Here is a 12319-nt window from a genome sequence, read left to right on the forward strand (position 1 = left end):
GGCTTTTTTTAATGGTACGGAATGTTTAACGAGCCTTGAGTATCCGGTCCGCTGTGGACGAGTAGAGGAGAGATGAAGATGTACACACCCGAAGCCCAGGAAGTGATCCGGCTGGCGCAATCGTACAACCTGATTCCCGTTGTGCGTACGTTGATGGCCGATACAGAAACCCCGATCCGCGTCTTCCAGCATTTTTATGAGGAGAAACGCTCCTTCCTGCTGGAAAGCGTGGAGGGCGGCGTCAAATGGGCGCGCTACTCGTTTATCGGCACGGACCCGTTCATGATGTTTCGGTCCAAGCAGGGAGAAACCGTCGTCGAAGGCCCGGAAGGAACGAAAACGGTGCAAGACAAGCCGCTGGAGGTGCTGAAGGCGTATCTCCGCGCTTACCGCAGTCCGTCGCTGCCCGATCTTCCCCGGTTTACAGGCGGCGCCGTCGGTTTTTTTGGCTACGACCTGCTGCAATATTACGAGAAGCTGCCTGCGCACCGGCACGATGACTTGCAGATGAACGATGTGGAATTTATGTTCTGCGATCAGGTGATCGTGTTCGACCACTTCAAGCAGCAGCTCAAGGTCATCGCCAATGTGCATGTGCCCAAGCACGGCACGGACGCTGATATTGTGGCCGCTTATGAAGCGACCTGCCTGAAAATCGAAGCTACGATCGAACGGCTGCGCCGTCCGCTGCCGTCGTTGTCGCTGGCAAACCGGCCGATTCCGGACGATGTGCCGCTGGGTGAGGTCAAGTCGAATTTGACCAAGGAGCAGTTCATCGGGAATGTCGAGAAGGCGAAGGCGTATATTCGCGCCGGCGATATTTTCCAGGTCGTGCTGTCGCAGCGCTTCGAGATCGAAACGGCGGTGACGCCTCTGCAGGTTTACCGGATTTTGCGCACGATGAACCCGTCCCCGTACATGTATGTGCTCAAGATGGACGATGAGGTCATCGTCGGCACGTCGCCGGAGCTGCTCGTACGGGTCGAGGACGAGAAGGTGGAAACCCGCCCGATTGCCGGTACGCGGCCGCGCGGCAAGACGCCGGAGCGCGATGCCGAGCTGGAGCTGGAGCTGCTGGCTGACGAGAAGGAACGCGCCGAGCATCTGATGCTGGTTGATCTGGGCCGCAATGATATCGGACGCGTGTCGGAGTTTGGCTCCGTGAAATGCGACACCTTTATGGAAATTGAGCGTTACTCGCATGTGATGCATATCGTCTCGAACGTGTCCGGCAAGCTGGCCAAGGACAAGGACTTCTACGATGCATTTATTTCCTGCATGCCGGCGGGTACGGTGTCCGGCGCGCCGAAGCTGCGGGCGATGGAAATTATTGCAGAGCTGGAAAACGAGGCGCGCGGCGCGTATGCAGGCGCAATCGGCTATCTTGGCTTTTCGGGCAATCTGGATACGTGTATCACGATTCGCACGATCATTTTCAAGAACGGCAAGGCGTATGTGCAGGCCGGGGCCGGCATTGTGTGGGATTCGGTGCCGGAGAGCGAATACCAGGAGACGGTGAACAAGTCGATGGGCATGCTGAAGGCGATTCGGATCGCCGAGGCGGTATTTGCGCCGAAGCCGCGTGAAATGACGCTAACGAACCACGATTATATGTAGACGGGTGTAAAGCATACGGGAGAGGGGCGAACAGAGTCATGACGACGGAAGCCGTGAAAATGACGGTCCAGCAAGCGGTGCAGCAATTTATCGGCCTGCAGCATCTGACCAGAGCGGAAGCGCGCGATGTGATGGATGTCATCATGGAGGGCGGAGCAACGCCGACGCAAATTGGCGCCTTGCTGACGGCTCTGCGGATGAAGGGCGAGACGATCGAGGAAATCGCCGGCTTTGCCGAGACGATGCGCGCCAAGTCAAGCCATGTGCTCACGGAGCAGTCCAACCTGCTGGATACATGCGGCACAGGCGGCGACGGCGCAGACACGTTTAACATTTCGACAACGGCCGCGATCGTCGCGGCGGCAGGAGGCATCCGCGTCGCCAAGCACGGCAACCGGGCGATGTCCAGCAAAAGCGGCAGCGCGGACGTGCTGGAGGCGCTGGGCGTCAATATCCAGCTTAATCACGAGCAGGCGGCGGTTTGCCTGGAGCGGGCGGGTATTTGCTTTATGTTTGCCCAGCTTTATCACCAGTCGATGAAGCATGTGGCGGTTTCGCGGCGGGAGCTTGGCTTCCGCACCGTTTTCAATCTGCTTGGTCCGCTGACGAATCCGGCGGGAGCTGACCGTCAGGTGCTGGGCATTTTCGACCGCAGCAAAACGGAGACGATCGCTCATGTGATGCAGGCGTTAGGCGTCAAACGCGCGCTGGTGGTCGCCAGTCATGACGGACTGGACGAAATCAGCATCTCGGATGCGACGCAGGTCACCGAGCTGCGGGACGGCGATATCCGGACAACGGAAATTTCGCCGGAAGAGCTTGGGTTGCAGCCGTATGCGATGAAAGAGGTTGTCGGCGGGGACGCAACGGTGAACGCGGCAATTATCCGCGATATTTTCGGCGGGGCGCGCGGCGCTTGCCGGGATATTGTGCTGGCGAACGCGGGCGCCTGCTTTTATGTGACAGGCAAGGCGGAGACGCTGCGTGCCGGTGTGGAGCTGGCGGCGGAGACGATTGATAGCGGCCGGGCGGCGGCGAAGCTGGAGCAGTTAGTTCAATGTACGGGAGAGTTGAGCCATGTTTCTTGATCGAATTGTAGCAACGAAGCGGCAGGAGGTTGCCTTGCTGCAGGAAGCCGTGACCCTTGCGGAGCTGGAGAAGCAAATTGCAAGCATGCCGGCATGCTTGGGCTTTGAACGTGCGGTAAGCGCAGGTCGGAAGCGTCCGATGGGGCTGATCGCCGAAGTAAAGAAGGCATCCCCGTCCAAAGGGCTGATCCGTGATGACTTCGAGCCGGTTGCGCTGGCTCGGCACTATGAGCAGGCCGGGGCGGATTGCATATCCGTGCTGACCGATGTGCAGTATTTTCAAGGGGCCAACGAGTATTTGACCCGAGTAAGAGAAGCCGTGAATGTGCCGCTGCTGCGCAAGGACTTCACGATTGACCCGCATCAAATTTATGAGGCACGCGCGATCGGCGCGGATGCGATTTTACTGATTGCGGCGATTTTGACAACCGGGCAGATGAAGGAGTTTCAGACAATCGCCCGCTCCATCGGGCTGGATGTGCTGATCGAGGTGCATGACCGTCCTGAGCTGGAGCGTGTGCTGGAGCTGGGGCCGTCGATGGTTGGCATCAACAACCGCAACCTCAAGACGTTTGTGACGGATCTCAAAACGACGGAGGAGCTGACGGCCTTTATTCCGTCCGGTATCACCGTAGTCAGCGAAAGCGGCATCTCGAATGCGGCGGAAATCAACTGGCTGCGCTCGGTCGGCTCGCATGCGGTGCTGGTCGGCGAGCATTTCATGCGCCAGCCGGACGTGGCGGAGGCGGTTCACGGGCTGATGGGACCGCTCGGCGCAGCCGATGGGTTACCGACCGCCGCAGCACCGGGGCAGGGCGACTAGGATGGCGCTGGTCAAAATCTGCGGACTGCGGACGACGGAGCAGGCGGAGCAGGTGGCGCGGCTGCCGGTTGATTATATCGGTCTGGTGTTTGCACGCAGCAAACGCCAGGTCGGCGCTGAGCAAGCGGCCGCCATGATCGCAGCGATCCGTGCAGCTAGCCCCTGCCGGCTGATCAAGGTGACGGGCGTGTTCGTCAACCCTTCGCTGGAGCAGCTCGGCGAAGTGATGGCTGAGGCTGCGCTGGACGTGATTCAGCTGCATGGGCAGGAGGCGCCGGGCTTTTGCCGCGAGGTGAAGGCGCGGTTTCCCGGCGCTGAGGTGCTCAAGGCGTTTTCGCTGCAAGCGCGCGATACAGAGGAAGCTGCAGCAGCAGTCCGTGGGCATGCTGGCGCAGCCTTGCCGGTGCAGGAGCCGCAGCCGGATCACGCGGAAGCGGCAGACAGCAAGCCGCGGCCGCCGGCGGCAGGAGCCGCCGAGTCTAACTCTGACGCGACGGGAATCACAGCAGCGGGGGAAGAGCTGGGGGCAATCGCGTCCGCCGAGCTTGATGCCGCGCGCCTCGCAGCGGCGGTCGAAGCTCAGCTCGGTCCGTACCGGGATGCGGTAGACGGCGTGCTGCTTGATACGCTGGACCCGATTTATGGCGGCGGCTCCGGCCATGCTTTCGATTGGAGCGCGATCCCGCCGTATGCGGCATGGTGCCGGGCGGCCGGTTTGCCGCTGCTCGTGGCGGGCGGCTTGCAGCCGGATAACGTAGGTGAGCTGCTGACGGCGTACAAACCCGTCGGCGTCGATGTGTCGAGCGGCGTGGAGACGGATGGCGTGAAAGATATCGGAAAAATTACAACGTTTGTCGAAAGGGTGAAAGCAAGTGTTTAACGGACCGGACGAGCATGGACGCTTCGGCAAATTCGGCGGGCGCTACGTGCCCGAGACGCTGATGAACGCATTGATCGAGCTGGAGCAGGCGTTCCAGACGCATTCAAAGGAAGCCTCCTTTCAGGAGGAGCTGCATTACTGGCTGCACCGGTACTCGGGGCGTCCTACGTCGCTGTATTATGCAGGCCGGCTGACCGAGCATTTGGGCGGGGCGAAAATTTATTTGAAGCGCGAGGACCTGAACCATACGGGCGCGCATAAAATCAACAACGCGCTGGCGCAAGGCTTGCTGGCCAAGCGGATGGGCAAGAAAAAAATTATCGCCGAGACGGGCGCAGGCCAGCACGGCGTTGCAACCGCAACCGTCGCCGCCTTGTTTGGCTTCGAATGCAAGGTGTTTATGGGCGAGGAGGATATCAAGCGCCAGCAGCTCAACGTATTCCGGATGAACCTGCTCGGCACCGAGGTCGTTCCGGTCACTTCCGGGACGCGCACGCTCAAGGATGCCTGCAATGAAACGCTGCGCTATTGGGTCAGCCATGTTGAGGACACGTATTACATTCTTGGCTCGGCGACCGGCCCGCACCCGTACCCGGTCATGGTGCGCGACTTCCAGCGTATTATCGGCGACGAGGCACGCAAGCAGATTTTGGAGCTGGAGGGACGGCTGCCGGATACGGTCATTGCGGCAGTCGGCGGCGGCAGCAATGCGATCGGGATGTTTTATCCGTTTCTGCAGGATGACGGCGTTAAGCTGGTTGGCGTGGAGGCGGCCGGTCACGGCATCGACACGGACAAGCATGCGGCGACGATGACACGCGGGACGACGGGCGTCTTCCAGGGCTCGTTCAGCTATTTGCTGCAGGATAAGCATGGTCAGGTTCAAGAGGCGCATTCCATCTCGGCCGGGCTGGATTACCCGGGGATTGGCCCTGAGCATTCTCACTTGAAGGACACGAAGCGTGCGGAATACGTGCCGATCTCCGACAAGGAGGCGTTGGACGCGCTGCAGCTGCTCAGCCGTCAGGAAGGCATTATTCCTGCGCTGGAAAGCGCGCATGCGATTGCCGAGACGATCAAGCGCGCGCCGCAAATGAGCAAGGACGAGATTATCGTGGTCAGCTTGTCCGGACGGGGCGACAAGGACGTGGAAGCGATCATGCAAGTGTTGGGAGGACCGGCTGATGAATCGCATTGATCAAAAATTTGCCGCGTTGAAGGAACAACAGCAGACGGCGTTTATACCGTTTATTACAATCGGAGATCCGGATGTGCGGACGTCGATTGAACTTATTCACACCTTGGAAAAAGCGGGCGCTGCGATGGTCGAGCTGGGCGTGCCGTATTCGGACCCGCTGGCTGACGGCCCGGTTATTCAAGCTTCGTCGATGCGTGCGCTCAGCCGCAACCGGATTACCATTCTCGATTGCATCGAGGTGGCTCGGCAGGCGCGTGCGGAAGGCAGCGAGCTTCCATTTATTTTGTTCACTTACTATAATCCGGTGCTGCAAACCGGGCTGGAGCGGCTGTTCCCTCTGCTGCAGCAAAGCGATATCAGCGGCTTGATTATTCCTGATCTGCCGATGGAGGAGGATGCGGAGCTGCGGGCCATTGCCGCAGCGTATAACATCCATCTGATTCCGCTGGTTGCTCCGACGTCCAAGGAGCGCGTAGAGCGGATCGCTTCGCGCGCCAGCGGCTTCGTCTATTGTGTTTCCTCGCTTGGCGTCACGGGGACGCGGACCGAGTTCCATACCGGCATCGACGATTTTTTGGCGACAGTCAAAGCGTCCACCAGTCTGCCGATTGCGATCGGCTTCGGCATCTCCAGCCGTGAGCAATTCGCACGGTTTTCCGGCGTCTGCGACGGCATTGTCGTCGGCAGCGCGCTTGTACGCCAAGTTGCTGAGGCGCTGCCGCAGCTGGATGATCCGGCGACCCGCGAAGCCGGTCTGGCACGTATTCACCAATTTGTCCGTGAGCTGATTTCCTGACATTTTTTGCTGGCTGATCCCTCTGAAACCGACGGTTTTGGAGGGATTTTGCTGTATAGCCGATTGACCCTTGTCGTCCTTTACCGCTTTACAGAAAAAAATGGCTGGAACGGCACTGGCAAATGAGGTAAAATGAAATCCGACTGTCTGCATATAGTTGTCAAATGAACCATTGAATCCTTTCCGCAAGGAACCATTTCCAATGAGGTGAAGTTACGATGCAACCCAAAAAAAATATTGTACATTTGCCGGTCTATCAGCCGGGCAAACCGATTGAAGAAGTGAAACGCGAGCTTGGCTTGACCGAAGTCATCAAGCTGGCTTCGAATGAAAATCCGTTCGGCTGCTCGCCAAAGGCGAAGGAAGCGATTATCGCGGCCGTTGAGCAGACGAGCATTTATCCGGACGGCGGCGCTGTCGAGCTGACCCAGGCTGTAGCGGAAGCGCTGGGTGTGCAGTCGAACCAGCTCATTTTCGGCGCCGGCTCTGATGAAGTCATCCTGATGATCGCGCGCGCATTCTTGACGTCAGAGGACGAAACGATCACCGCGTTCCCGACCTTCCCGCAGTACAAGCACAATGCGGAGGTTGAAGGAGCGAAGGTAATTGAAGTGCCTGTCGATGCCGACGGCAAGCATGATCTCGCGGCCATGCTGTCCAAGGTAACGGACAAGACGAAAATTATTTGGGTGTGCAACCCGAACAATCCGACGGGTACGATGCTGGATGAAGCCGAGCTGACCGCTTTCCTGGACGCGGTGCCGGATAGAGTGATGGTCGTGCTTGACGAAGCGTATGTTGAATACAATGTAACCGGGCAATTCCCGGACAGCATCAAGCTGTTGGATACGTACAAAAACATTGTCGTGCTGCGCACCTTCTCCAAAATTTTTGGTCTCGCTTCCTTGCGGATCGGGTATGGCGTCGGACATGCCGAGCTGATCCGTTCCGTCAATCAGGTGAGAGAGCCGTTTAATACGACCAGCTATGCGCAGAAGGCAGCGCTTGCGTCGGTTCGCGACACCGGCTTTATCGAATTTTGTCGCGATGCCAACGCGAAAGGCATTCGTCAGCTGCAAGCTGCGTTTGCCGAGCTCAAGCTGTCCTGCTTCGAGGCGCACGGCAACTTTATCATGGTTGATGTGGAGCGTCCGGGCGGAGCGGTGTTCCAAAGCCTGCTGCGTCAAGGAATCATTGTCCGGCATGATCCGAGCTGGGGCTACCCGACCAAAATCCGCGTAACCGTAGGCAGCGAAGAACAAAACAGCAAGTTTCTGGACGCATTGCGCCATACGCTGGGCGAAGTAACGGCATGACGAAAATCGCGATTTTCGGAGTTGGGCTGATCGGCGGCTCGCTGGCGTTGTCCTTCAAGGGCAAGCCCGGTCTGCAGGTGGTCGGTCATTCGAACAATCCCGCTTCCGTAGAAAAATATATGAAGCGCGAGGTGGTCGATTACGCGACGACCTCGCTTGCGGAAGCGGCCGCGGACGCCGATTTTATTTTTCTGTGCGTGCCTGTAGGCATGCTGGGAGATTATTTGCGCGAGCTGGCAGCGCTGAAGCTGAAGCCGGGCTGCATCATTACAGATGTGGGCAGCACGAAGGCTTCGGTGGCTGCAGCTGCAGCCGGGCTGGATTTCGGCGACGCGGTGTTTATCGGCGGACATCCGATGGCGGGCAAGGAAAAGTCGGGCGTGGAGGCGGCCAGCTCGCGTTTGTATGAAAATGCTTTCTATGTGCTGTCGCCGGGGCCGGATGTGCCGGACGAAGCCTATGGCAGGCTGGCCGAGCTGCTGCAGCATACGCGCGCGCATCTGGTGAAGGTCGAGCCGGTGCTGCATGATGAAATTGTCGGCGCGATCAGCCATCTGCCGCATATTATCGCGGTGGCGCTAGTGAATCAAATTGCGCGTTACAATGAGACCAACGAGCTGTATCAAATTCTTGCGGCCGGCGGCTTCCGTGATATTACGCGAATCGCGTCGAGCGATCCGATTATTTGGCGTGATATTTTGCTGACGAATCAGGGGGCGGTGCTGCGCCTGCTCAAGGATTGGAACGAGGAGATCGCAGGCTTCATTCAGCTGATTGAGCAAGGGGACGGCGATGGCATCGAACGGGAGTTCCAGCGGGCGGGAGAGTTCCGCGGCGGCTTGCCGGAGCGCCGGAAGGGCGTGATTCATGCCTTTTACGATGTGTACGTCGATGTGCCGGATCATCCGGGCGTCATCGGGCAGATTACGATGCTGCTTGGCAGCTACCGGGTGAATCTGAGCAACATTCAGGTCATCGAAAGCCGGGAAAACTTGCCGGGCGTCCTGCGGCTGTCGTTCCGCGAGGAAGGCGACATGGACAAGGCGCTGGAGCTGCTCAAGAAAGACTACGCGGTTTACGTGTAGTCTTTTCTTTCGCGCTAGTGGACCGGCATTTACGAGGAAACGTTTTCAAAAAAAGTGTTGACAGATTGAAAACGGATACATATAATAAAAGTACAGTATGGTTTCTCTCCACTCCTATCCGAAACTTGCACCATGTGCGCCCGCCTGATTTTCAGGCGGTTCTTTTTTTTGCAGGAAATGGATAAACAGGATTCGACAAAGCAGGAATTTTGACAGATCATCGCGAATAGGTACATATTGGCTTCAAATAAATCTAAAATTTTGTTTAGAAATTGCGCAACTTTTCGCTCCGAATCCGGTATAACTTGTTACTCCTACCGGACGCAAGCGGGAATCACAAGGAGGGTCGCCTACGGCATGACCGATTCCCAGTTGATCCGTGAAATCAAAGACGGCAATGTTCAGATGTACAATGAACTGATGCGCCGATACGAACGGAAAATTTTAGCTTTCATCTATCATATGTTAAAAAGCTCGCAGATGGAGTCGTTGGCCGAGGACCTTTGCAACGAAACGTTTTACAAGGCTTACCGCAGCTTGCATTCGTTCCGGGAGGTCGAGGCGACCTTTTCAACGTGGCTGTATACGATTGCGCGCAATACGGTGTTAAGCGAGCTGCGCAAGCACAAAAATGTGAAGGTTTCGCTGGAGCAAAGCGGCTATACGCCGCAAACCGCCCTGGAGACGCAGCCGGAGCAAACCGCCCTGCGCAATGAAAAGGTAATGATGGTTCGCGAAGCGATTAATAACTTGCCGGAGAAGCAGCGCAGCGCGCTGATTTTGCGCGAGTACGACCAACTGGATTATCAGGAGATCGCCAATATACTGGGGCAGACGGTCAGCTCCGTCAAGTCTCTGCTGTTCAGGGCAAGAGCAAGTGTGAAGCTTCAGCTTGAACCCTACTTACTTGAACCGATCTTTGAGGAGTATGAAGGGATGAATCAACGATGAAATGCGAAGACATTCAAGAATGGTTCGGCGTGTATTGGGACCTTGCGGAGGAGGACCCGAAGCGGCGGCAGGTCGATAAGCATTTGGCCGAGTGTCCGGCTTGCGCAGAGGAGTTTGAGATGTGGGAGGAAAGCCATGCGTTGATCCGTACGATGGCGGACGATGCTGGCCCGGTGATGCCGGACAGGGGAATTTCCTCTTCCGTCATGAGCCGCATTTACAAGGATGAGGCGTGGCGGCTCCCGGTTACCGACAGGCTGTATCAATTTTCCGGCAGCCTGCGGCGCAATATGACCGCAGCTATTGCCGTTTGTATGCTCGCCTTTTTATTTACCTTCTGGCTTTCGGTGAGCAATCATCAGCCTTACGATTCTGTACTGCCGGAGTCCCCGGTGTTCGGACGGATGAGTGACCCGGTCGTGGCGGTTTCCGCCAACCAGAGCGAATCGTTGAATGTCCATACGATGCCGACGGCGGTTGCGAGTCTCAAAGGGTTCAACAGGCCGTTTACGTACCAGGTTGGCCCGATTCGCACGTTTAGCGATTATCTGGTGTTTGTATCCCTGCTCGGGTTGACCTGCACCTTGCTTATTATGAACTGGTTTTCAAGGACCAGGCATTAGGGAGGCAGTTTGATGACGACAATCGGATTTATCCGGCATGGCACGACGGAATGGAATCTCGCCGGACGGATGCAGGGACAGATGGATACGCCGCTCGCCGAGGTTGGCCGGATGCAGGCGGACCGTTTGGCTGAACGGCTGAAGGAGCAGCGCTGGGACGGCTTGATTGCCAGTGACCTGCAACGGGCCAGCGAGACGGCCGAGCGGATCTCCGCAATTACGGGCATCCCTGTGCTGCGGCTCGATTCCCGGCTGCGGGAGCGCTCCTTCGGTTTAATTGAAGGAACAACGCTGGAGGAGCGGGTAACCCGTTGGGGAGAAAACTGGCGGCAAGCGGATGTCGGCATGGAGCCGGATGAACTGCTGCTCCAGCGCTGGCAGTCGTTTCTTGACGATACCGAGCGGGAATACGCCGGTCGCAAGCTGCTGCTGATCAGCCATGGCGGTTATATCGCTCCCGTCATTGAAGCGATCCGTGAGCAGGCGTTGGACGAGCATCTGACAAACACTTCATTCTCTGTGATGCAGCGGACAGGGACGGCATGGGAGTTTCAGCTGTTGAATTGCACCGCTCACCTGCAGTCCGTTGAATCGTTGCCATCACAGGATGGCTCTTAAGGTTCGACCGGATCGTCGACCTGGTCGACAATTGAAGCTTTCGTTTCCCTCGAAGTGGAGGGGCAACGGAGGCTTTTTTGCGCTATGCACGTTTGAAACGCCGCTCTCCATCCCATAATGCATAGTAAGATTGCAATGTCTCCCTGCCTGGCGAGGGAGCGGGAAGGGAAGCGTCAACCATGAATTTGGCCGATATGTTAAGTTATGCGGACATTCATGATCTGGGGCGGATCGCGGATACGTATGCGTGCGAATGCAACGGTCATTCCAAGCATGAGCTGATCCAGTCCATCCTGGCCCATGTGGGACGCCGTGATGTGCTGGAGCAAGTTGTCCGCGAGCTGTCGATCGAGGATATCCGGTTTCTTAATTCGCTGTTATTTGACCAGCGCGGCTCCTTCAGTCTTGAGGAGCTGGTCGCCCGCGTGCAGCAAAGCCGGCTGGCGCCACAGGATGACCAGAATGGCTGGAATCCGCGCGATATGATTACGAGATTCAAGCGGCGCGGCTGGCTGTTCAACGGATATTCCCAACAGACGAGGTATTTGTTCGAGATGCCTGCCGATCTCAAGCGCAGATTCAAGGCGGCGCTGTGCAAGCGCTTCGAGCAAACCCTTGTGCGCACCGGGGAGCCGTCGGCTTACCGGGATGAGCAGCAGCTGCTGGCTGATGATCTGTGGAGCTTCCTCCGCCTGCTGCATGGACAGGAGCTTATGCTGACTCATGAGCTGGCGATGTACAAACGAAACCTGCAGCACATTCTTGACAGCCTGGCCGTCAGGGAGGAGCCGGTTGGCAAAACGGCCTGGCGCTTCGGTTATGGGCGGATGTTCCGCGATTACCCGAACCGATTTTCCTTCATTTATGACTATTGCTACTTCCACGATCTGATTACCGAGCATCATCAGGTACTCGCGCTGACTGACCGAGGGAGAGAAGCGGTCGAGACAGGACGGCGGGAGGCGCCCGCCGAGCTTTACCGGTTTTGGCTGCGGCTGTACAAGGGGCCGGTGCCGGGCCTTGTCTCGATCGTACACTGGCTGCAGGCGATGTCCTCGACCTGGCTGACCTTGGCTTCGGTCAAGGAGACGCTCAGTCCGCTCATTCGTCCATTTTATTATGATACGCCGGACGCCATTTTGGAGCAGCGCATTATTCAGATGATGATGCATCTGGGGCTGCTCCGCATCGGGGAGGATGAGCAGGCCGGGCGGGTGCTGCAGGTAACCCGGCTGGGCGCAAGCTTGATCGAAGGCGTTCGGCTGGACGAGCATGACCGGATCAGGCTTGCGGATTGACACCCGGGCCGGCAGCTTGCTACAAT

At 57.6% G+C, this 12319-nt stretch carries 12 protein-coding genes; all 12 read left to right on the forward strand.

Annotated elements, in window-relative coordinates:
* The first annotated feature begins 78 nt into the window (after positions 1–78).
* The 12 genes from trpE (at position 79) to AC6ROY_RS08640 (ending at position 12293) form a co-directional block, all read left to right on the forward strand.
* A complete protein-coding gene (gene trpE, locus AC6ROY_RS08585) occupies positions 79–1617 on the forward strand; it encodes an anthranilate synthase component I (protein ID WP_500099806.1) in 1539 nt (512 codons plus the stop codon).
* A gap of 38 nt (positions 1618–1655) precedes the next feature.
* Complete coding sequence (gene trpD / locus AC6ROY_RS08590) at positions 1656–2705, forward strand: anthranilate phosphoribosyltransferase (protein WP_500099807.1); 1050 nt, start codon at positions 1656–1658, stop codon at positions 2703–2705.
* Positions 2695–3528: an indole-3-glycerol phosphate synthase TrpC gene (gene trpC / locus AC6ROY_RS08595; protein WP_500099808.1), complete on the forward strand. Its 834-nt coding sequence runs from the start codon at positions 2695–2697 to the stop codon at positions 3526–3528. Before trpD ends, trpC begins: the two co-directional genes overlap by 11 nt.
* A gap of 1 nt (position 3529) precedes the next feature.
* Positions 3530–4408, forward strand: coding sequence for a phosphoribosylanthranilate isomerase (locus AC6ROY_RS08600; RefSeq protein ID WP_500099809.1), 879 nt, complete (start codon positions 3530–3532; stop codon positions 4406–4408).
* The gene (gene trpB, locus AC6ROY_RS08605; RefSeq protein ID WP_500099811.1) at positions 4401–5606 is read left to right on the forward strand and encodes a tryptophan synthase subunit beta; all 1206 of its coding nucleotides are present in this window, start codon (positions 4401–4403) and stop codon (positions 5604–5606) included. The genes AC6ROY_RS08600 and trpB overlap by 8 nt, the downstream gene beginning before the upstream one ends.
* On the forward strand, positions 5593–6402 hold the full coding sequence (gene trpA / locus AC6ROY_RS08610; RefSeq protein WP_500099812.1) for a tryptophan synthase subunit alpha: 810 nt from the start codon (positions 5593–5595) through the stop codon (positions 6400–6402). Before trpB ends, trpA begins: the two co-directional genes overlap by 14 nt.
* Positions 6403–6620: 218 nt before the next feature.
* Complete coding sequence (gene hisC / locus AC6ROY_RS08615; protein WP_500099813.1) at positions 6621–7718, forward strand: histidinol-phosphate transaminase; 1098 nt, start codon at positions 6621–6623, stop codon at positions 7716–7718.
* The gene (locus AC6ROY_RS08620) at positions 7715–8803 is read left to right on the forward strand and encodes a prephenate dehydrogenase (protein ID WP_500099814.1); all 1089 of its coding nucleotides are present in this window, start codon (positions 7715–7717) and stop codon (positions 8801–8803) included. Before hisC ends, AC6ROY_RS08620 begins: the two co-directional genes overlap by 4 nt.
* Positions 8804–9160: 357 nt before the next feature.
* A complete protein-coding gene (locus AC6ROY_RS08625) occupies positions 9161–9754 on the forward strand; it encodes an RNA polymerase sigma factor (protein ID WP_500099816.1) in 594 nt (197 codons plus the stop codon).
* Positions 9751–10377, forward strand: coding sequence for an anti-sigma factor (locus tag AC6ROY_RS08630; protein WP_500099817.1), 627 nt, complete (start codon positions 9751–9753; stop codon positions 10375–10377). The genes AC6ROY_RS08625 and AC6ROY_RS08630 overlap by 4 nt, the downstream gene beginning before the upstream one ends.
* Before the next feature lie 12 nt (positions 10378–10389).
* Entirely contained in the window at positions 10390–10995 is a 606-nt protein-coding gene (locus AC6ROY_RS08635) for a histidine phosphatase family protein (protein ID WP_500099818.1), read from the forward strand.
* 179 nt (positions 10996–11174) lie between these two features.
* Entirely contained in the window at positions 11175–12293 is a 1119-nt protein-coding gene (locus tag AC6ROY_RS08640) for a hypothetical protein (protein ID WP_500099820.1), read from the forward strand.
* The last annotated feature ends 26 nt before the right edge of the window (positions 12294–12319 follow it).

The organism is Paenibacillus sp. sg306046 (genome assembly GCF_059821225.1).

Bases quoted from the DNA above. Each gene is read 5' to 3' on its own strand.
- AC6ROY_RS08625 (WP_500099816.1), top strand. From the start codon at position 9,161: ATGACCGATTCCCAGTTGATCCGTGAAATCAAAGACGGCAATGTTCAG.
- hisC (WP_500099813.1), top strand. From the start codon at position 6,621: ATGCAACCCAAAAAAAATATTGTACATTTGCCGGTCTATCAGCCGGGC.
- AC6ROY_RS08635 (WP_500099818.1), top strand. From the start codon at position 10,390: ATGACGACAATCGGATTTATCCGGCATGGCACGACGGAATGGAATCTC.
- AC6ROY_RS08620 (WP_500099814.1), top strand. From the start codon at position 7,715: ATGACGAAAATCGCGATTTTCGGAGTTGGGCTGATCGGCGGCTCGCTG.
- trpD (WP_500099807.1), top strand. From the start codon at position 1,656: ATGACGACGGAAGCCGTGAAAATGACGGTCCAGCAAGCGGTGCAGCAA.
- AC6ROY_RS08630 (WP_500099817.1), top strand. From the start codon at position 9,751: ATGAAATGCGAAGACATTCAAGAATGGTTCGGCGTGTATTGGGACCTT.
- trpE (WP_500099806.1), top strand. From the start codon at position 79: ATGTACACACCCGAAGCCCAGGAAGTGATCCGGCTGGCGCAATCGTAC.
- trpC (WP_500099808.1), top strand. From the start codon at position 2,695: ATGTTTCTTGATCGAATTGTAGCAACGAAGCGGCAGGAGGTTGCCTTG.
- AC6ROY_RS08600 (WP_500099809.1), top strand. From the start codon at position 3,530: ATGGCGCTGGTCAAAATCTGCGGACTGCGGACGACGGAGCAGGCGGAG.
- trpA (WP_500099812.1), top strand. From the start codon at position 5,593: ATGAATCGCATTGATCAAAAATTTGCCGCGTTGAAGGAACAACAGCAG.
- AC6ROY_RS08640 (WP_500099820.1), top strand. From the start codon at position 11,175: ATGAATTTGGCCGATATGTTAAGTTATGCGGACATTCATGATCTGGGG.